Annotated in this window: 16 protein-coding genes and 1 pseudogene; 4 read left to right on the forward strand and 13 right to left on the reverse strand. The window is 45.1% G+C overall.

The window, feature by feature from the left end:
- Positions 1–134: 134 nt before the first annotated feature.
- Positions 135–431 (reverse strand): hypothetical protein, encoded by a 297-nt coding sequence (locus AC5YB3_RS07645; protein ID WP_126493531.1) that lies wholly within the window; start codon positions 429–431, stop codon positions 135–137.
- A 216-nt stretch (positions 432–647) separates the two neighbouring features.
- On the opposite strand from AC5YB3_RS07645, the gene AC5YB3_RS07650 reads away from it, so the two are divergent.
- Positions 648–1091, forward strand: coding sequence for a GNAT family N-acetyltransferase (locus tag AC5YB3_RS07650; protein WP_006084032.1), 444 nt, complete (start codon positions 648–650; stop codon positions 1089–1091).
- A gap of 127 nt (positions 1092–1218) precedes the next feature.
- Here AC5YB3_RS07650 and AC5YB3_RS07655 read toward each other — a convergent pair whose 3' ends face one another.
- Together AC5YB3_RS07655 and AC5YB3_RS07660 are read right to left on the reverse strand one after the other, a co-directional pair.
- Entirely contained in the window at positions 1219–2514 is a 1296-nt protein-coding gene (locus AC5YB3_RS07655) for an SLC5/6 family protein (protein ID WP_006080322.1), read from the reverse strand.
- 449 nt (positions 2515–2963) lie between these two features.
- Complete coding sequence (locus AC5YB3_RS07660; RefSeq protein WP_494526880.1) at positions 2964–5528, reverse strand: acylase; 2565 nt, start codon at positions 5526–5528, stop codon at positions 2964–2966.
- Positions 5529–5772: 244 nt separating this feature from the next.
- Here AC5YB3_RS07660 and yjjX point away from each other — a divergent pair, with 244 nt between their 5' ends.
- Together yjjX and AC5YB3_RS07670 are read left to right on the forward strand one after the other, a co-directional pair.
- On the forward strand, positions 5773–6333 hold the full coding sequence (gene yjjX, locus AC5YB3_RS07665; RefSeq protein ID WP_494526881.1) for an inosine/xanthosine triphosphatase: 561 nt from the start codon (positions 5773–5775) through the stop codon (positions 6331–6333).
- Positions 6334–6337: 4 nt separating this feature from the next.
- Positions 6338–7387, forward strand: a complete 1050-nt coding sequence (locus AC5YB3_RS07670) for a bifunctional helix-turn-helix transcriptional regulator/GNAT family N-acetyltransferase (protein ID WP_494526882.1) — start codon at positions 6338–6340, stop codon at positions 7385–7387.
- Positions 7388–7894: 507 nt separating this feature from the next.
- On the opposite strand, the pseudogene AC5YB3_RS07675 reads toward AC5YB3_RS07670, so the two are convergent.
- From AC5YB3_RS07675 to AC5YB3_RS07690, 4 genes and pseudogenes are all read right to left on the reverse strand, one after another.
- A pseudogene (locus AC5YB3_RS07675) lies at positions 7895–9017 on the reverse strand (IS3 family transposase).
- Between the two features lie 192 nt (positions 9018–9209).
- Positions 9210–9779 carry a hypothetical protein gene (locus tag AC5YB3_RS07680; protein ID WP_494526883.1) on the reverse strand — a complete coding sequence of 190 codons (570 nt, stop codon included), beginning with the start codon at positions 9777–9779 and terminating at the stop codon, positions 9210–9212.
- Positions 9780–10361: 582 nt separating this feature from the next.
- The gene (locus tag AC5YB3_RS07685; RefSeq protein ID WP_494526884.1) at positions 10362–12539 is read right to left on the reverse strand and encodes a peptidase domain-containing ABC transporter; all 2178 of its coding nucleotides are present in this window, start codon (positions 12537–12539) and stop codon (positions 10362–10364) included.
- Positions 12539–13786, reverse strand: a complete 1248-nt coding sequence (locus AC5YB3_RS07690) for a beta-barrel domain-containing protein (RefSeq protein WP_494526885.1) — start codon at positions 13784–13786, stop codon at positions 12539–12541. The genes AC5YB3_RS07685 and AC5YB3_RS07690 overlap by 1 nt, the downstream gene beginning before the upstream one ends.
- A gap of 1164 nt (positions 13787–14950) precedes the next feature.
- Here AC5YB3_RS07690 and AC5YB3_RS07695 point away from each other — a divergent pair.
- The gene (locus tag AC5YB3_RS07695; protein ID WP_071938528.1) at positions 14951–15346 is read left to right on the forward strand and encodes a hypothetical protein; all 396 of its coding nucleotides are present in this window, start codon (positions 14951–14953) and stop codon (positions 15344–15346) included.
- 96 nt (positions 15347–15442) lie between these two features.
- On the opposite strand, the gene nqrF is transcribed toward AC5YB3_RS07695, so the two are convergent.
- The 6 genes from nqrF to AC5YB3_RS07725 form a co-directional block, all read right to left on the reverse strand.
- Positions 15443–16660 (reverse strand): NADH:ubiquinone reductase (Na(+)-transporting) subunit F, encoded by a 1218-nt coding sequence (gene nqrF, locus AC5YB3_RS07700; RefSeq protein WP_413494589.1) that lies wholly within the window; start codon positions 16658–16660, stop codon positions 15443–15445.
- 77 nt (positions 16661–16737) lie between these two features.
- Complete coding sequence (gene nqrE / locus AC5YB3_RS07705) at positions 16738–17346, reverse strand: NADH:ubiquinone reductase (Na(+)-transporting) subunit E (RefSeq protein WP_105250116.1); 609 nt, start codon at positions 17344–17346, stop codon at positions 16738–16740.
- Positions 17347–17355: 9 nt separating this feature from the next.
- Positions 17356–17976, reverse strand: a complete 621-nt coding sequence (locus AC5YB3_RS07710) for an NADH:ubiquinone reductase (Na(+)-transporting) subunit D (protein WP_006080314.1) — start codon at positions 17974–17976, stop codon at positions 17356–17358.
- Complete coding sequence (locus AC5YB3_RS07715) at positions 17973–18779, reverse strand: Na(+)-translocating NADH-quinone reductase subunit C (protein ID WP_494526886.1); 807 nt, start codon at positions 18777–18779, stop codon at positions 17973–17975. Before AC5YB3_RS07715 ends, AC5YB3_RS07710 begins: the two co-directional genes overlap by 4 nt.
- Positions 18769–20001: an NADH:ubiquinone reductase (Na(+)-transporting) subunit B gene (locus tag AC5YB3_RS07720; protein ID WP_494526887.1), complete on the reverse strand. Its 1233-nt coding sequence runs from the start codon at positions 19999–20001 to the stop codon at positions 18769–18771. The genes AC5YB3_RS07715 and AC5YB3_RS07720 overlap by 11 nt, the downstream gene beginning before the upstream one ends.
- Positions 20001–21374 carry a Na(+)-translocating NADH-quinone reductase subunit A gene (locus AC5YB3_RS07725; RefSeq protein WP_259508160.1) on the reverse strand — a complete coding sequence of 458 codons (1374 nt, stop codon included), beginning with the start codon at positions 21372–21374 and terminating at the stop codon, positions 20001–20003. The genes AC5YB3_RS07720 and AC5YB3_RS07725 overlap by 1 nt, the downstream gene beginning before the upstream one ends.
- Positions 21375–21670: the final 296 nt, after the last annotated feature.

Here is a 21670-nt window from a genome sequence, read left to right on the forward strand (position 1 = left end):
GCAATCGCCGAGTCTAGCAGAGGGGTTTTAATCGAGGGATGATCTGGGTCACGTTGAGCTAAACTGTCTTAAAATCAGTAACATTAACCAAACTGACTTTGTTAAATTTGCCGCTTAAATGTTAGTTTCTCTGCTTAAGCATCAAAATATTCTGTGACTTTGTTTGGCGCAATTTGCTGACGATAAAGCGCTGCTGGCGGTTGCTCACGTTCAATCAAATAACTCCAGTAATCGTCATCAAAACCACTGAAAATAAAGTCCGATTTACCCTTGGCTTTTAGGATCAACCACCACCAAACGAGTCCCCACAAACCAAAACTCAACAAAGTTAAGATAAAATGCAGCCGATGGTTTATTTGCTCATCAGCAATCAGATCAACAACGGGCAACACCTTAAGTTTATAGCGGCGTGTCGACTTAACGAATCCCATCATAGGCTCACTTAGTTCAGAAAAAGGGCACTAAAGACAAGCCTAGCAGACAAGACTTTAGTCGTACAAAAATCCGCAGTATCAATTAAGCTCACTCCGCCAAAACCGCGACTGTCGAACTCGTTATCCCACAATGTTCCATGCTAAAGTGAGCCACAAAATGGTTGTTCACTAAACAAGAGCGGTATTACTCAATAACCGCCTAGGAGTTGTTGTATGTTGATCCGTAAAGCTAAGGCTCAGGACCTCAGTGCCTTAGTCCAATTTAATCAGGCGATGGCCCAAGAAACCGAAGGCTTAGCCTTAGATGAAGCAACACTAACCCGCGGCGTAGGCACGCTACTTGAAAGTCCACAAAAAGGGTTTTACCTCGTCGCCGAAATTGAAGGTGAAATAGTCGGCTCGCTTATGGTGACATTTGAATGGAGCGATTGGCGCGCCAAGGATTATTACTGGATCCAGAGTGTGTATATTCGCCCGCAAAATCGTCGCCAAGGCATTTATGGCAAGCTCTACAGTGAAGTCAAACAACTGGCCGAAGCCAATGGTGGTGCCGCCAGCTTCCGTTTATATGTTGAGCAAGAAAACCTCGCCGCCCAGCAGACCTATCAAGCATTAGGGATGAAGCAGAGTTACTACTTAATGTACGAAGAAAAATAAGTCCCTCAATTGCTTATTCGCAATAAAAAAGGATCGGGCCAATGGCACGATCCTTTTTTTACGAGTCACGATTCAGATTAAAAACCTAACGCTAACTCCTCGTTAAGCTTCACTGCACTCGTAAAACTTAACGGAAGAAACCAAACAGAATCGCCGTCATCGCCAGTAAACCTGCAATGATCACGAAGATATTGCTGATACGGCCACGATAGGCTTTTAACGCTGGCACTTTATACACGGCATACATAGGCATCAAGTACAGGATAGCCGCGATAATTGGGCCACCTAAGGCTTCAATCATGCCTAAGATACTTGGGTTGATCACAGCTACAGCCCAGATAGTGACAAACATAAAGCCTAGGATGAACTTGTTGATCTTAGCATCCGTGACTGATTTGCCGCTTGAGCGTAACTGCTTAACGATCACGCCTTTCATGCCTTCTGTCGCGCCCATGTAATGGCCGAAGAAAGAGGACACAATCGCGATAAAGGCGATTAACGGACCAAAGTAGCTCACAAAACCACTTGAATGCACGTTAGCTAAGTAAGACAGAATCGGTAAGTTCTGCGCTTTCGCTTCTGCCAATTGGGCTGGCGATAACGACAGCACACAAGAGAACACAAACAACATCACAAAGCCCACTAACATCATCGAAGTGTTACGTAAAATCACGTCAGCTTTACGAGAAGCATTGGCGCCGTGGTCACGTTTCAGTGACACTGAAAACTGTGAAATCGCAGGAGAATGGTTAAAGGCGAACACCAATACTGGGATCGTCAACCACACTGTGCCTAAAAATGCACCCGCTTCTGGCACAACTTGCAAGGCATCCATTTTCCATTCTGGGATCAGGTAGAACGACATAAAGGCCAAAATACCCACCAGCGGATATACCAGCAATTGTGTCACTTTCAGCATGAATTTCTCGCCCGCAACCATCACAGCCATCATACCGAGGATCAATACACCCGATAAAATAAAGCGTGGTGGCGATGCCATGCCCAACTGATTGACGATAAAGCTATCGACTGTGTTGGTAATACCCACACCGTAAATTAATACAATCGGATAGATGGCGAAGAAATACAGTATGGTAATGGCTTTACCCGCACCCACACCAAAATGTTCTTCTACTACTTGGGTGATGTCGCTGCCGGGAATGCTTGATGAACAAACAAAACGAGATAAACCGCGGTGGGCAAGATAGGTCATAGGACCGATGATCACTGCCATTAGTACGAGAGGCCAAAAGCCGCCCATGCCCGCATTGATGGGTAAAAATAAAATTCCAGCGCCAACGGCTGTGCCAAATAAACTCAACATCCAAGTCGTATCTTGGCGAGTCCAAGGTAAGTGTTTCGTTGAATCTAGATTCTGTGTGCTTTGAGGTGTTCCAAGAACACTGGTCGCATCTTTTTGCATATAAAAGTTACCTTACGGTGTGACTAGCATAATAAATTCGTCGTAAGGATAACCAAAAAAAGCCCATAAAAGTTGATCTGACTCGGCTTTATGTAAGGGAATTTCATAATAAACTGATATTGAGATCTAGATCGCTGATTTAATGTAATAAGTTTTCAATACAGCAGCAAAAAAAGCACATGAAAAACCACCTAAAGACACAATATTTTTACCTCAAACCAAAACCAGTGACATAGCATAAGCGCCGAGAAAAACACCGGATTGGATCTGGATCACAAAAAGCCATAAAACGAGACCCAATGCCGCATATCGACAGCTAAAGTCGATCAAGATCACATCCGCTAATGTTAAATTTTTACAAATCGCTATCAGTCGCAAACGCCTTAAAAAACGGCTCACTGCGGAACCAACGCCGAAGTGAGCCGTTAACGATTAGCGCAAAATCAGACTTAAGGTTTCTGTAGCATAAGCTCAGTGGTCGACACCACGGCTGGCGCTATATCGGCCTCTTTGAACAACAACGGACGGAAACTTTTCTCGCTTGAGTACAAGATGCTTTGATCGGCAAACGCAGGCGTTAGGATATTACTCGACTCAGAGTAAGTTAAAATTCCCCGCGCCACTGGCCCTTCGTCAGTAAAGTTCACAGCCATCATCCAGCTCGAACCGTAACGCACTTGGTATCCCTTCGCCGTTAAGCCAGAACTCATCGCCTTACCAGTAACCACGTCCATCACAGGTGCGTACTTGTGCTGCGGGATTAAAGTGTCGTCACCCGACAGACTGGTCGAGAACACGTTGAATCCACCCTCGGCATTGTGGTTACCCGGCCAAGGTAAACGCGACCCGCTTGGCGTACCGTCCGGCAGCGATTTCTCCACGAATTGCACCTCACCCAATGGCGCATCTAAGGCAAAACCTGCTGCCTCAAGATTCAGTGCGCTGTGGGCTAAAGCCACTAAGGCGCTGCCATCTGTGGTCAAGGTTTTAGGTGTCGTTGCCGCATTGGCGGGATCGAATCCTTGGGTCAACATGGTCGTTTGGTTGAATTGGTGGGCAAACTCACGCAGTAAAGCACCGCCTTTGCTGTCGTTATCTTGCTTACCATTCCACGCTTTTAACGCCGTGCACGCCGAAGTGACATCCTTAGATAAACTCGCCGACACCACAACAGGCGTGCTGCCTTGGGCATCACACTGGGCAATCAAATCAGGCAGCACTAACTCAGCAAGATAACTGCGATTAGACAACACCGCCGCTTCGAGTTCTTCCAAGCTAAACTTGCCATCTGCCCCAGCCGCATCCTGCATTAAGCTCAAGCCCATACGCGTTCGCAGCGACAATTGCCCTGCTTCTGGTCCATACATGGGCGAGAAATAAGTCAGCGGTTCATTCAAGTTAGTCGACCAGAATGAGTCATTGGAGTTTTGCACAAAGTCAGTACGCTCAAGCTTTGGCGCGCGGGCATAGGGTGTTGGGCCATCGAAACTAAACAGCGATGTGTTGCCGGGTAAAATCGTAAATCCGGCCTGCGCCTTAGCCGCTTTAATGTCTGGCGAGGTTTTTAACAACACCACTGCCGATTCAGACAATCCTGGGACTGTCGAGTCGTCGATGTAGAAAGCATTGCCCTCTTTATCGGCGTACATAGTGTTATTGAAGATAACGCCGTCGTAATCCTTGAAGGCCTGTTGGAACTCTTCTTTATTGGTCGCCATGTCCATCGCTAACCAATGGTCAACGGGGTCCATATTGCCCATGTTGGCGTCTTGGATCATAAAGGCGCTGCCATCATCCCAACCAAAAGGTGCTAAAGCAGGTGGCGCTTCAACCATAGGGCCTTTTGCCGTGGTGTAAATATCCTTCTCGGCCACTAACATGCCGGCAGGACCAGCATTCACCAGAATCGATACCGTCTCTTTGGTGATCGGCATAGGTTTACCATCGAACAGATATTGCATCCGATCGCCCGAGACTAACTCTAAGTTATACATCACAAAATGTTCGGCGGTTGAGAAGGTATGAGTCCACGCTAAATCTTTGTTAAAACCGATATTAATCGGCCCTGGCATACCCACAAGCGAGCCGCCCATCATGTCTAAATGCCCAGGGATCGTAATATGGGATTGCCAAAAACGCAGGTTACCCGTGTGTGGGAAATGCGGATTGCCGAGCACCATGCCTTTACCGTTTTCGGTTTTATCTTTACCTAAACCCCAACCATTAGAGCCTAATCCTCGGGGATTGGTCTCTGGCGTGGTGATGCGGGCCGCGCGGGCAATCAACTTAGACTGCATATCGGCCACAAATGCGGTTTGGTCTTGGCTGGGCGCAGGCCCTACGATACGCGGCATATATTCCTGCGCATCTCCCGGGTTTGCGTAAAAAATCAAATCGAGAAAGTTAGCTGCGCCCGGTAACAAAGCGATTGAAAACAGATAAGTCACCACATCCTCTGGCACTATAGGTTTGACCCAAGGCTGACCGCCACAGAAAGGTTCTGCCGTTTGTTTACCCGCTTCGACATCGGCAAGATATTGGTTATAACCAGAGGTAAAACCTTGGATCAGCGCCCGAGAGTTTTCACTAAACTGTGGCCATTTCTCTTCGGCTTGCGCTCTGATCTTTAACGCTTTGTAGGCAAAGTCAGAGATCAAGTTGCCGTTATCTTCCGCTGTGGGTTGGCCCGTAGTGAAGTCAATCGACGCATGGGGGCCAAAGTACATGGAACGCTGCGAGTTAGCCTTAATAAAGCCATCGGCTAACACACATAAATTGTCCTGTGCCTGCGCATAACCACTACCAAAACCTAAGCTTTCTAAGTTATCGGCTTGGATATGTGGCACGCCGTAGGTGGTGCGGCGAATATTGGCTTTGAGTAAACCGTTGGGAGCAAAAGCTTGCAGTTGAGTTTCGGGTTCGGTGGGCGTAGTGCTATCTTCGCTATCGTTACAGCCGGCGAGTATTACACCGCAGGCCATCCCCATAGCGATCACGAGTTTGTTGAATTTCATTATTATTATCTCTTGGTTTTGGTTCCTTCAATTGCCTATCCCAGCCTACATAACTGAAGGAGCAATAGTCATATGTCGCTTCCTAGTCCCTAAGGCTGGCTATTGCCTCCCCTACTGTTGGCTTTTTACTGAGCTTCGCCGACGACTGTGGCAGAATAGAAAACCCAAACGCTTAGACACCTCAAACCATTTAAGCAATGATTCAAACGAGCGTCCACATTAAAAGCTGAAATAAACAACTTATATGCAACAAAACATTATCAAGATAAAAGTGGGTTCTAAAAACCCAGTAAAAATCAACGCGGCAACCAAAGCGATGGCACAACTGTTCCCTGACAGCATCATAGAAGCCAGCGGTATGGATGCACCTTCAGGTGTTGCGGCGCAGCCAATGACAGATAAAGACACTCGCCAAGGGGCGATTAATCGGGTGCGCTACTGTCAACAACAGGATCAACAAGATACTCAAGCCGACTACTATTTTGCGATGGAAGGCGGTGTCGATTGTTTCGACTTTGGCCCAGCCACATTCGCCTATATCGCCATTGGGCATAAAGACCAACTTGCCATTGGCCGCAGCGCAATTTTGCCTCTGCCAATGCAGGTTTATCGGGCATTAGAAGCAGGTGAAGAACTCGGGCATGTGATGGATAGATTGTTCAATACCGTCAATATCAAACAAAAAGGCGGTGCCATAGGTTTGCTCACCCACGGCCACGCGACCCGTGAAAGTAATTACACCCAAGCGATTATTCTCGCCATGGCGCCGCTATTAAATCCCGATATTTACGCACAAACTTGTTAGTAACATGTTGCAAGCGCAGTTGAAGCCCGCTAACTTAGTTGTGACATGCAACCAAACCCATTCGACTATGGCTCAAACAGACGCACCACCGACTCCAGATCCAGCTAAGCCTCTGACTCACGCTAAGCAAACGGCGGAGTCAGGCTCATCCGCCCAACTCAGGCACTTATCTCGCTATCTGGTGAGGAATTTAGGCATGCTCAACGCCGCCTTTGGAGATTTGCCCCTCTCGCCAGTGCAAGCCCACGCCTTGTTTGAGATAGGCAAGCAGCCGCTGACCATCAAAGAGCTGGCCTGCAAACTCAGCATAGATAAGTCCAATGCGAGCCGAGCCATTAAGCATCTGATTGATAAAAATCTTGCCCAGAGTCAAATACACCCACGGGACAGTCGCTGTTTAGTCGTACAACTCACGCCCGCGGGGAAGAAGTTACTCCTGAAATTAGATACTCAGCAAAATCAATTATTTCAAGAGATCTTAGCCCAACTGACTCCGACACAAACCTCACAAATTGAAGAGGCACTCATGTTATATAACCAAGCCGTACATAACGCCAAACACCAAAGTGGCTGCCACATTCGCCAAGCCACAGCCCAAGATGATGCCGCGATTGCCAAAGTCATCCGCGATGTCTCGGCCGAATACGGCTTAACCGCAGATAAAGGTTATAGCGTGGCCGACCCGACCTTAGATTGCCTCAGCCAGATTTACTCCCAAGCGGGCGCCAACTATTGGATTATTGAATTAGAGGGTCGCATTCTAGGCGGCGCCGGCATTGCGCCGTTAGCCAACAATGAGGGTGTTTGTGAATTGCAGAAAATGTACTTTATGCCCGAAATTCGCGGTAAAGGACTCGCAACACGTGTAGCGCTAATGGCACTCGATTTCGCCCGCGAAACGGGTTATCGAAGCTGCTATTTAGAAACCACAGCCGCGTTAAATGAAGCCGTAAAACTCTATGAGAAATTGGGCTTTGTACATCTATCCGCTCCCCTAGGCAACACAGGCCACGACGCCTGCGAAATGCCAATGCTGCTAGAACTGCATCGTTAGTTGTTGTATTCATTGTCATTACTCTCTCAGTGACTCGCCGTCTATTTCTTTTAAAAGAAGCATCCCTGAGGCTCGACGGCGACATCCATGTCGCCAACGGTCACTGCTGCAACAATGCCAATTTTAACTAACCCTCTCGCTGCTCGTTTAGCTAAAAAGCTATTGCCCAAAGTGTCACACCTCGAAGGCTAGCTCTTGCTTAGTCTGATAGTTTGAGATACATAAAGTAATGAATACCCAAAAGTATGACCTGACCATGAGGGGGTCAAAAATCGTTACTGTGAATCAGACTTGCCTAGTCTGATTCACGCGCTGAACGCGATCATTTTTCATGAGCTTTGGGCTAACAAATTTTTGCCCAAAAGTGAGTTATGCATATACCTACTGACGCATAAAATTCACGAGTAACATTATTAGGTGAGTATGAAAGGTGATGGAACGATGATGGATATATATGGTTAACGGTGCTAATTGACATGATCTGTACCAGTAGCAATGGACACTTTGCTAAGCACTATTCTTTAATTCAAAGTTCTCAGGACTAAGATAGCCAAGCGAACTATGCCTTCTCGTTTTGTTGTAATCAACCAAATACACGCTGGCGCATGCTTTCTCTCGTCATGATCGGCTCACCCTGCAACGCTTCCACTTTCAGTGAATGAAAGAAACTCTCTGCACAGGCATTATCCCAGCCATTTCCTTTACGACTCATGCTTTGTATCAGCTAATATTTTTTTATCAAATACCCATAATCATGCGAGCAGTATTGGCTGCCACGATCACTATGAAGAATCACTTTTTCGGGAAGCCTCGGCGGAATAATGCCATTTTAAGCGCATCACAAACCAGTTCAGCTGTCATTCTACTGTTCATTGACCAGCCGATAACTGCACGTGAATGTAGGTCAATAATTATCGCCAAATACAACCAGCCTTCACTCGTCATCAAGTAGGTAATATCACCGACCCACTTTTGATTTGAGCTTGTCGTGGTAAAGTCTTGCTCAAGCACATTGGGAGCGATTGGGGACGAGTGATTACTGTCCGTCGTGACCTAAAACTTACGGGTAGCCTTAGATACTAACCCTTGACGCTTCATGCCCTTGCGTATTGTTTTTATGTCAAGCTTGTCACCTTGCTCTGCTAAATCAGCTTAAATACGCCTCGCACAATAGCGTTCCTTCGACGCCCAAAATGCCGCCTTTATCTTACTATCACCTTCAGAGCACTTCAGTGCCCTTGAACTCTGAGTCTGAGCCCCCTTACGCCAAGCATAATACCCATTACGCGATACCTGAAGTACCAGCACCATTCGCTTAAGAGTGAACAGGTGCTGATGCTCAAGGATAAACTCAAATCTGGCTATTTTTGATTCTTCGCGAAATAGGTAGCCGCCTTTTTAAGATGGCTAAATCCTCCGTTTGTTCTGCTAATTGACGTTTTAAGCGGGCAACTTCTGCGGCCAACTCAGCTTCACGTTCACAGGAAGTTGTTTTATGTTCTGATGCACTGCGCCAGTTATATAACTTTAGTTCTCTGGCCACTGCGGCCACCCCAATTTTATCGGCGAGCCTTAATGCTTCTACTTTAAATTCAGCGGTATGGATTTTACGTATTTTGTGTGTTGACATGGTTTCACCTCGTTAAATGATTTTTCTCACTTATCAAGATGTCCAAAATTGCTGGTACGGATCAGTTGACAATGTACCTATTTACTTTGTAAATACGAGGCAACTACAACTACTGAAAAATACAATTCAAGCACTGCATAAAGTGCAAGTGTTTTACTTTTTTTTCGCAAGCATATCGCAATGGCAAATATGTTAACGAATATTAAAGTTATGGGCACTAGTATCATAAGTACTTTCTTCATTTAAGCAAAAAAAATCTGCCAATTTGTTTTTTATTTCATTATCACTCACTTGTAAAATAATATCCTTTTTATATAATTCATCATAACTGACACCTTGGAATTGTAAAAGATAAAATACCTTAGCCCAAGATTCAAAATAAAATTGCTTACTGGAACCATCTCCCCAAGAAGCAATGCCACGACAATAGCCAATTGTAGGTTTTCCTCTGATGTAATCTGCGGAACCTTCAATTAACCATTTCGGTGTCAGATAGAAACCTATCAAACCCAGTTCCATTCTTTGGTTACTATGCTCTAACTCATGTTTTAGAATGTCACTAATTTTCTGGTTAAACTTTTCAACACTGTTTTTATTTATAAAAATAGTGTTGAAAAAGCTATTGATACCTAAAACGTCCTCATTAAAACTTAAGCTAACAATCAAAAATACAGGTAAGCTTTCAACAATTTTGACATCAACATCCTCGCATTTAAATTGTCTTTTTTTTTCAGAGAAATACTCACTTTCACATGCATTCACACTAACTGAGTAAGGTGTATAAATAAACAGCAATAGATAAATTATGATGAAAACACTAAAGCAAAATTCCAGTAAAGAACGTATGTTACTAATGAAGGTTTTATTTCTGCTCGGCAGCGGGAAAATTATGCCAAGTATGCCTACACACTTCTTTTTAAATGGTAACAAGTATATGTTATTAACCGTCATTTTATTTAATGTATCTCTCGATTATAATGTCGAAAATAACAAGCGAGATTGATTTCTCGCTTGTTAAACTCACTTAAATTTAGAGTGTTACTGGACTTCAGAAGCGTACAGCAGGCAACCTAAAAGAAATAGGCCTCTTGCAACTGGAACTACCCAACCGCCATTCACTTGCTCAATTTCTTTCATTGTTAATTCTTGCATAATGATTTCCTTCCATTACAATTTCATAGTTATGTTTGCTAAGTCGGTCTAACCGCTTAGCGGCTTTCCAAAGGCTCGGTTTCCGGCAAAAGTCACCGAGCCTTTGTTTTAACCTGCTAAATTCCGATATTAAACGCAATCTAACAGTCTAAAATTATTGTCTTTTCTATCTTAAAACCATTCTCTGGGCATTTACGATGCCGACTGGGCTTGCTGTAATTCTTCTGCACTCATCATTTTACCCTGATGCATAACAACCACTCTATCTGCCTGCTTAATGGTTTCTGGTCTATGGGCAATGATGATGCGCGTCATGCTCAGTGCTTTTATCTGCTCACTGATTTTTGCTTCATTAATAATGTCCAGATGACTTGTTGCTTCATCCATAAACAAAATCGAGGGTGACTGATATAAGGCTCTCGCAAGCAATAAGCGCTGCACTTGCCCACCGGAAAATTGGTTACCCATATCGCCCACTAAACTGTTATATCCCATTGGCATACGTGCAATATCCATATCTATCGCTGCATGCTGCGCGCATTGTTGCATCTTCACGTAATGAGGCTCTGGGTCAAAAAACGTAATATTGTCAGCAATTGAGCCTGATAGTAGGGTATCGTCCTGCATAACTGCTGCGATTTGTTGCCTATACTGGGTTAAGCCAATATGGTTTATGTCTTGACCATCGAGCAAAACACGTCCATTCGTTGGTATTAACAAGCCCAGCATCAGCTTCACTAAGGTAGTCTTGCCGCAACCTGAGGCCCCCACAATAGCTACCGATTCACCGGCCTGAATATCAAGGCTGAGGTTGCTAATTACTTCAGGTTCATTCATTCCGTAACTAAAGCTGACATTCTCTAAACTTAAGCGTCCTTTAACGATGTTGAGCTGTGTAAAGCTCTCTTGATGCGCCTCTTGTTCATGAAGAGCGATATCAGAAATACGGTCAAGGTGTAATCGCAACATACGAAACATAATTAACTGTTCAATTAAACTTGCCACTCGCTCAGTCATTTGATTTTTGTAAGCGATAAAGGCTAATACCATGCCGATTGTGAGGTCACCGTTCATGACAATCATTGCCGCCAAGTAAATCACAATGATATTTTCAATACCGAACAACAGTTTGTTCATCGCATCGAAGCTGATTTTTAGCCTACCTAAACGAATATCTGCGTTAATGACTTCACTGTAACGATTTTGCCAAATACCTTGTCTCGCACTCTCGCAGGTAAACAGCTTAATTGTTTGAATACCCCTGATATTTTCTAAAAAATTACTTTGCTCCTTAGCTTGCGCTTGAATCGACTCTTCGGTTGCTCTGTGTAGTGGGCGATATAATGCAAAACGCATCAAGGCGTATAATGCCACTGCAGCTATAACGACCAGTGTCAGCTTTACGCTGTAAATCAGCATCATTACCAAAACCGCAATTGACATCACACCATCAACAACCGTTTCAACTAGACCCGTCGTTAGCCGTTCTCGCACTTGTGCCAGCGAGCCAAAACGAGACACTAAATCACCAATATGACGTTTTTCAAAATAGCTCATGGGTAAGCGCAGGAGGCGGCGCAGTAAATTTACCCCCATTTGCATATTCAGTAGACTCGATACTCTCAACACTAACCAGCTACGCACACTGGTGGTAAATACATTAATGACCACCAGTAGGCTAAACCCAATTGCCAGTACAATAAGCAAAGGCTGGTCTTGGCTTACTAATACCTCATCAACCACCCATTGCATGTAATAAGGTGTGACTAAAGAAAATACTTGTAGCAGCACTGACAGCACAAATAGCGTAACTAATGCAGCATTTACACCGCTGATTTTGGTCCACAATTGGCTTAAGCGCATTTGTTGGCGCTCATCTTGCTTTACAAATGCCTTCGTCGGTGTCAGTTCAAGCGCAATACCCGTAAAATGCTTGGCAAACTCTTGTAGCGATAAAGTGCGCTTGCCTACAGCAGGATCGTTTACGCTGATGTTCTTCTTGGTTACACCTGTCAGTACAACAAAGTGGTTCATATCCCAGTGAAGGACACAAGGTAAAGCTAATTTCCCTATGTCTTCAAGTGGGCATTTCAGCGCTCGGCTTGAAAGGCCAATGGAATCACCTAGCGCAATTAACTGCTGTAAATTCATCCCTTTTAAATTAGCGGTGAAGCGCTTGCGTAACGCCCCCATGTCTAACTTGTGACCGTTGAAGCTTGCTATCATCGCCATACAGGCAAGGCCACATTCAGCCATTTCAGCTTGTAAAATAAGTGGCACACGCTTATTGCCAGAGAACTCAAGTAAGTCAACGGGACTATTGCTCTCGCTTGCCATCAAGGCGGCATGTTTGTCAGTTGCAATTGCCATTAACTCATCCTTCCACGCAGGCTGTAAATTGGGTCAAGTAGCCAATCGAGCAACGTGCGTCTGTCTAGAACGATGTCAGCCTCTAAGAGCATACCGCTTTTAAGGGGGAATGCTTCACCATAAGCCTGCATGTCTTGCGCGGATAAGGTTGTTCTTATACGGTAAACAGGCTCTGATAACTTAACGGGTAAATCGGCTTCGCCATCGAGTAGTAATGCTTTATCTACACGCAATACCTCACTGTGCAGAAAACCAAACCGTTGATAAGGAAATGCATCAAAGCGTAATCTAGCCTCATCACCCTGCTTAACAAATCCTGCACTTCTTGTCGGCAATAGTAACTCTGCTACCAATGAAGAGCCTTTGGGGATAATGCTCATTAATGGACGATTACTTGCAATAAACTCGCCCTCAACAACACTTACTGCCGCCACAGTACCTGATTCTTGAGCGCGTATAACAAATTTGTAACTATTCTCCGCTTCATTTAATTGTCTTTGAATATCAGATTGGCGCTTATGAACATCTGACTGTTTTAAATTAAATTGGAACGGTAAGCTCACTAATTCAGAGTGAGTTTGATTTAACTCGCGGTCAATCGATATTTTGTTCGACTCTAAGTTTTCCACTTCTTGCTTTACTTCAATTAATTTTGATAATTGAAGCTGATAATCAAGCTCTGATAAATAACCATCTTTGTAGAGCTTGTCGTGTTGTTTTTTCTGTGCAACTTGTATGTTTAATTTTTCTGCTAACAACTGTTTTTGTCTAGATAATACCTTCATCGATTCTGATAAGTCAGACAACCTTTTTTCGAGCCTAAGAGTCTCGGCTGTATTCAGTTCTACATTATTATCTAACTCTTCACTTAAAATACTTTGCTGTTGTTTTAACTCACTTATCAGTGTTTCGCTTAACTCAAAACCAGATGCCATGCTGCTTCTTATTATGACTGTTACTAATGGATCTCCCGTATTGACATCACTACCTTCCTTTACGTGCAAGATATCCACATTGCCACTGCGATTAACGTAGGTTTTTATCACACCTTTATCTGGAACTAAATATCCGCGAACCGTTTCCTTTCGAGCATAATGTGAAAAATATAAAAATAAAATAATCGCAGTAACTATTAATAATATAGATAGGGATACGGTATATATTGAAAGAGGTTGAGCTAAAGATATATCTCCATAAAGCCGTTTTTTTTGTTCGTCTACAACCTGCTGACGAAATAAATTTGACATAAGCTCCCTTTAAAATTGCATCATTTTGGCTTGAATAATTAGCAGTTGCAATGGTGTTACACGTTGAACATTTGAATCACATTAGTTTCAAATGTATCAAATTGAAATAATACTTTAGTGCCAATTCTTTTTTATGACTTAAATTTATTACTATCCAATAATAAATAAATATATTTCGCGGCCATATTGTTTTTTTATTATGTGCAAATTGTTTTATTTTGTTATTTTATTTGCTGAATTTGTTGTTTTTTTTTGGTTTCTTATTTGTTTCATTTAATTATATTTTCGTTGGTGGCTTCTGCTTTGTATAGTGGCACACTCAGGTTGATAGAGTTAAAAGGTGTATCTCACACTCCGATGCTTGAGTGCCCAGAAAAGTTCGTTGATACGATGGCGAAGATTCGAAGAACGCGCTGGAATTGTGAATTGGAAGGTTACGCACATCAATGCGATATCACATGTGAATTTATTCCTAAATTGGATTACTTTGCTTAATTCATTCAGTTCCAAAAGTGAGCCCGTGAATCACTCTACACCAGACTGATTCACGCTAACCTCTAAAACCCGCTCTAGCGCCTCATTTGCGGCTATTCTGGGGCGGTTTTTTCCCTTAAGATGAATCAAATCTCTAGAGAACTGATTTATGTCCCTGTTATGCCTATTCCGACTGGGTTATATCGAACGTTGATTAGTTTGTAGCCAAACGAAGCATTACTAATAGAATAGCTAATCCAAATCTGGCTAATAAGGGTGAATTATTTAACAAGGTTTTGTCCCAAAATATGTTGCGTATGTCTTGTAAATCTACAGATTACGCGAATGTTCGAAAGGTGCGCCATGGTGATTGGCGAGGCGACCGTCCGCCCCATGGACGGGGCGGTCGAGCATCCAAGGACGGACTTGAACAACATCCCTGTTTAACTGCCAGTTCGCCGTCCATGGCTCTCGTTCATAAGATCAGAAACCCTAGGTTTCTATTCACCGTGTCGATAAGCCAATGCCATGGCGAGCCTATTCAGGAGTAATGTGGAAGTAACTTTGACCCCAATCCTTAAAGCAACCTCAATGACTATTCGCTTGGACGTAAGCCGAAAGCAGATTATGTTGTTGATTTTAAATGGCTGGTAAAGTTTTCAATTTGATTATCTGTTCTAAGGAGAGAGCATGTTTTTTACATTACTGTTTATTACATTTGCACTATCTATAACCGTTTCATTTCTAGTTGTTTCGATTTTCAAAAAACCACTGGGAGAAATATTTTCTCGAATAATTCAAGATTCAATCAGTGCCGCTTGGCAAAAATATATTATTTTTGCCACATACGTTGTGGGCATTTCTGGTGGGGTTAGGATTTATGATTTAGAGCGCTACATTTCCGCTCGACATAAAGATGTAGAAATTCTACAGCTAACACTAGAGCGTTGGACTATTGAGATATATCGAACAATTATTGAAACTTTGCAAAGTATCGCATGGATGTACCTTATCGTATTCATATTTGCCCTTATCGCATATGTCATTGTTAGAGGCTTTGAACTTAAAAACGCTAACAAGCAATAAACAAAACTCGCGTTAAGTTGCCTTAACGCGAGTTATGAGTTTCAAGCTTTAACCGCTAATTGAAGCTCTGATTAAGCTCTAGCTTAAGTTTAACTGCTAATCACCAAAGTCATCGAGTAGGATGTTTTCTGGCTCAACGCCTAGGCTTTCGAGCATCTTAATCACTGAAGAGTTCATGATTGGAGGACCACACATGTAGTACTCGCAGTCTTCTGGTGCCTTATGATTTTTAAGATAATTCTCATAAATCACATTATGAATAAAGCCAGTGTAGCCAGTCCAATTATCCTCAGGCAATGGCTCAGATAACGCCACATGCCAAACGAAGTTGTCATTCTCGGCCGCTAGGGCATCGAAATCCGCTTGGTAAAACACTTCACGGGTCGAACGTGCGCCGTACCAGAAGCTCATTTTACGTGTGGTTTTCTTACTCTTAAGCTGATCGAAAATGTGTGAACGCATAGGTGCCATGCCCGCACCGCCGCCGATGAACACCATTTCCGCATCGGTTTCCTTCACAAAGAACTCACCGAATGGCCCAGAAATCGTCACTGTATCGCCCGCTTTCAGGTTGAAGATGTAAGATGACATCTTGCCCGCTGGCACATTGGCCGATGGCGGCGTCGCAATCCGCACGTTCAGCATAATGCGGCCCTTTTCATCGGGATAGTTGGCCATAGAGTAAGCGCGCAATACTTCTTCATTGACGGTCGAGACTATATCAAACAGGCCGTATTTGTCCCAATCGCCACGGTATTTTTCAGGAATATCAAAGTCAGCGTATTTCACCACATGGGCTGGCGCTTCAATTTGAATATAACCCCCCGCTTTAAAGCGAACATCTTCACCTGCCGGTAACTCAAGCAATAACTCCTTGATAAAAGTCGCCTTATTATCATTAGAGATCACCTGACATTGCCACTTTTTCACCCCAAAGATTTCTTCGTCGAGCTCAAGTTCCATATCGGTTTTCACTGAGACTTGGCAGGCGAGACGACAACCTTCTTTAGCCTCTTTCTTGGTGATATGGCCCATTTCAGTCGGCAGAATATCACCGCCGCCCGCTTTGATTTTCACTCGGCACTGACCGCAGGTTCCGCCGCCACCACAGGCTGACGGAATAAAAATACTCTGACTCGCCAAGGCGCCGAGTAACTTGTCACCCGCCGCAACTTGAATGCTTTTTTCGGCATCTTCGTTGATGCTGATCGTCACTTCACCCGTAGCCACTAATTGCTTTTTGGCGATTAGAATCACTATCACCAATAGACAGACCACTAGCGTGAACATACCTATGCCAATTGCCATTTCCATCGTATTACCCTTTTCTAGCTCTTTTCTAAAAAGAATCTGGATTCACTTTCTCAACTCTTGGCTCGCCTACTGTAGCTTTACAGCGAGATACCCGAGAAAGACATAAAGCCCAGCGCCATCAAGCCTGTTGTGATAAAGGTGATACCAATACCTTGTAAGCCTTCGGGAATCGCGTTGAATTTCATTCTTTCGCGCAGTCCCGCCAGCAGCACAATCGCCACCGCCCAGCCAAGACCCGAGCCCATAGCAAACACCACTGACTCACCGAAGTTGTAATCACGGTTCGCCATAAAGATCACCCCAGCAAAAATCGCGCAGTTCACTGTGAGCAAAGGTAAGAAGATCCCAAGGGAGTCATACAGACTAGGAATGTACTTATCCAAAAACATTTCAAGGATTTGCACTAACGCCGCAATCACACCGATGAAAGTGATCAGCTGCAGGTAACTTAAATCGATACCGGGTAATCCCGCCCAAGACAATGCACCAGGTGCGAGTACTTTGACGTAAATCAGCTGGTTTAACGGCACGGCTAAGGTCATGACCACAATCACGGCGACGCCTAGACCAAAGGCGGTTGACACCTTTTTAGACACGGCCAAGAAAGTACACATGCCTAAGAAGAACGACAGCGCCATGTTGTCGATAAAAGTGGCCTGCAAAAATAGGTTTATATAGTGTTCCATATCTGCTCCTTAACCCCGTTTCCGCTGGATCACATTGATAGTCCAGATCAGCACGCCAATCAGGAAGAAGGCGCTCGGTGGTAACTTGAACATTTCGTTTGGCAAGTACCAGCCGCCATTTTCAATGGTGGTAAACACGCTATGACCGAATAAATTGCCCGTTCCTAACAGCTCGCGTACAAAGGCAACGCTGATCAAAATCAAGCCATAACCTGTCGCATTACCGAGCGCATCAACGACCGCTAAATGCGGTGGATACTTCATGGCGAAGGCTTCTGCGCGGCCCATGATGATACAGTTAGTGATAATTAACCCAACGAATACAGAAAGTTGTTTAGATAACTCGTAAGCCACATCCTGCAGTACCATATCGACGATAATCACCAAAGAGGCGATAACCGTCATCTGCGCGATAATCCGCACACTGGTTGGGATAAAGTTACGAATGGCAGAGATAATCAGGTTGGAAAATACCAACACAAAGGTCACTGCCAGCGTCATCACCACAGCGGTTTGCATTGAATTACTGACCGCCAGCGCCGAACATACGCCCAGCACTTGCATCGCGACGGGGTTATTGGCAAACACTGGCCCCGTTAACATGTCACGCATGGATAAAGTGTTGCTCATTTTGCCTCTCCCATCTCACCTTGCAATTCACCCTGCGCGGCCGTCGCTTTCAGCTGATTGAAGAAGGTTTGAAAACCCTCAACCCCAAACCAAAACTCCATTGCGCGCTGCACGCCGCGGCCTGTCATGGTCGCGCCACTCACAGCATCGACACCGTGGACATCGCCTTCTTTAGCGCCGCCTTTAACGAGGCGCATAGCAAATTTGCCTTTTTCATCAAATAATTGCTTACCCTTCCACAGCGATAACCAATGGGGATCCGTCACAAAGTCACCGATACCTGGGGTTTCACCGTGCTCGTACACCACTAGCCCTTTAATGGTGTTGAAATCGGGTTCAACCGCCACATAGCCGTAGATCATCGACCACAGACCTTTACCGTAGAAAGGCACAACCACACTGTCTAACTTGCCATCGGCATCGAGCACTTTGAATACGCGGGCATCGTTAGCACGGGTTTTAATCTTGGCGATATCCTTTTTCGGTGCGCTAGAGGTCTCAGGATTAATCGCCGCCATACGCTCATCGAAATCGAGCACGTTAGCGTCTGAATCCACCTTACCTGTGTCTAGGTTGATCAATAATGGCTTAACCGATTTAGCGAAAATCTCTCTAAAATCAGATTCCTGACCTAAGTTCACATCGGCTGCCATCAACACATAACGCTTCACTTCGTCACGTTTTTTGGCGACTTTACGTTCTTTCAATATGCCTGCTGTGCCTGTGATCATAAACGAGCACAGGAGGCAGAGCGTGATGGTGAAGATCATGGTCCCCACCACAGTATCTTTCTTAAAGACCATGACGTTTTAATCTCCGTTTGATGTTGGCGCGGGCCACCAGATAATCGAACAGCGGCGCCCAAAGGTTGGCGAACAGAATGGCTAACATCACGCCCTCAGGCATTTTGGGGTTAGCGACACGGATAAGCACTGTCATAAAACCAATCAAAGCACCGTAGGCAAATTTGCCTTGGCGAGTGTAGGAAGTGGTCACAGGATCGGTGGCCATAAACATCATCGCTAGCGCAAAACCACCAGTGACTAGATGCCAAGTCCACGGCATTGCCATCATGTCATTACTGCTAGAACCGATGTAATTACACAGCGTTGCAGTCGCTATCATGCCCAGCAGCACACCGAGCACAATGCGCCAGTCGGCTAAGCGGCTGATCAGCAGTAATGAACCGCCGATCAAAATGGCTAAGGTGCTGGTTTCACCAATTGCGCCCACGGTGAAGCCAAAAAAGTTATTCCACCAATTAGGGTCGCTAAAGGCGCTAAACCAAGCGTAATCGGCAAAGCTCAGCTTACCCGCTGCGGTTTGCGCCAGTGCAGTCGCACCAGAGAAACCATCAACGGCAACCAGCTGTTTAATGGTTGCAACTTCAGAGGGATAGGCGAAATAAATAAAAGCCAAGCCCGCCAGCGCAGGGTTAAGGAAGTTATATCCCATGCCGCCAAACAGCTCTTTAGCCACAACCACACCGAAGGAAATCCCCATGGCCACCAGCCACAGCGGAGTCGATACTGGCAAGATTAAGGTAAACAGCAGCGCCGTCACGAAGAAGCCTTCGTGCAACTCTTGGCCGCGAACCCGCGCAAATACCACTTCCCAGAACAAACTGGTGAGTAGCGCTGTCAGGTAAATCGGCAAATAAAAACTAAGACCATAGAGGAATAAACCTAATATCCCAGTGTCTTGGCTAAGGCCGCCGAACAGGGTATTAAAGATTTCCAACTTCCAAACATCTGGGGTCGATAAGCCACCCGCAAGCGCAAGCTGTGCCTGTAGGCCAATGTTATATAGACCGAATAAAATGGCGGGCAGTAAACACAAACCGACTAGCGTCATGGTACGTTTCACGTCAATCGCGTCACGCACATGCACTTTACCCTTAGTGCTGTGGCCACTGGCAATGACGAGTGAACGCAAAAAGCCCTTCATCGACTTACCCGTCGCGTAGTATTCTTCTTGTAAATCTGGGGCTTGCTGTAATTCAGGTTTTTTAACTTGCTTAGTCATTAACCTTCCCTCTCGATAACATCTAGACAGGCACGTAATTCTTTACCAAAGTCATATTTGCCGGGACACACAAAAGTACACAGCGCCAGATCTTCTTCATCTAACTCCAATGCACCTAAGGCCTGCGCCTCATCGGTATCACGCACCACTAAGTCTCGAACGAGCAAGGTGGGTAAAATATCCAGTGGCATCACGCGATCTAGCTGACCAAAGGCCATCATGGCGCGAGCTGAGCCGCCCTGATGGGTGGTAAATTCGAACAACTTAGTGGCACCAAACAAACGTGATGTCACCGCGCGGGTAATAGAGAATTTATCCGAGCCACCCCGTACCCAAGAAAGCACATGGTGCTGCGCATCTTCACTCAACACTGACACTTGGTTGTGGAATCGGCCTAAAAAGTCATGCACACCAACCGCCGTATGGCCTGATAACACTGAGCCCGATACCACGCGGTTTTGGCCGGGTTTGATGTCATCACTGACTAAAGGACTTAACTCGGCGCCCAACTGAGTGCGCAGTAAACGCGGATTTAGCACGCTCGGGCCACCTAAGGCGACGATGCGGTCGGTATATAACTCACCGGTTTGGAATAACTTGCCGTAGGCAATCACGTCTTGATAGCCGATATGCCATACCTGACGCTCTAAACTCACGGGTAAAGTAAAGTGAATATGAGTGCCGACTAAACCAGCTGGATGAACCCCATCAAAGCGGCGCAGCTCAAGTTGCGGCAATGCCTCTTTCACAATCGCTTCGCCCTTATCCTGACACAGGTAAACCTTGCCCTCGGTTAAGCGGCTCAACACCAGCAAGCCAGCTTTAAAAGCCTCGGTTTGCTCGGCGATGATCAAACGCGGATCGGCGGCCAGTGGATTAGTATCAATTGCGGTAACAAAAATCCCTGCGGGCGTGCTATCGAGCGCAGGCACGCGCGAGAAAGGCCGCGTACGCAGTGCAGTCCATAGACCGCTTTTCACTAATTGCGCCTGAACGGTTGACCTTGCTAAAGCGGCGATGTCTTGATGGATCTCGAAAGAAATCTGTCCATCGCGGTTTTCGCCGTCATCACAACGAATGACAACCGATTGTAGAATTCGGCGCTCGCCGCGGTTAATTGCTACGACTTGGCCACTAGCGGGTGCAGTGAACAACACGCCCGGTGTTTTTTTATCTTCAAACAGGGCTTGGCCCTTTTGAACCCAATCGCCCTCTTCGACCAACATCGTCGGCTTAAGCCCAACGAATTCTTCACCCAGAACAGCCACTTGGGATGGCTTAGCACCGAGTTCAATGACCTGTCGCGGCTCGCCAGCAATCGGCAAGTCGAGGCCTTTTTTGATCGTTACAATTTGGTTTGAAAAATCTGCCATCACAAATATCAACCATGAAAAATTTTTAGATAAATTCAGGGTAGAGATTTGTTAACCCAGTTTCCGATATTGGCGTCACATTCCGCCGTAAATTCGTAAGTTAGATACGTAAATTTACGCCGTTTTGTGACGCAGGTTCACTTCCAAACTCGCCGCGATCTATAAATGTAGTTTTATAACAATTTATTCATAAATACGTTATTACTGATTTAGTCATACCTAAGGTTTACAAAAATAAGCCAAAATCCCCATCTCAGTGCAGCAAAGCGATAAAACCGTTAAAAGCGCGACTCAGA

This window comes from Shewanella sp. 1311 (assembly GCF_059338235.1).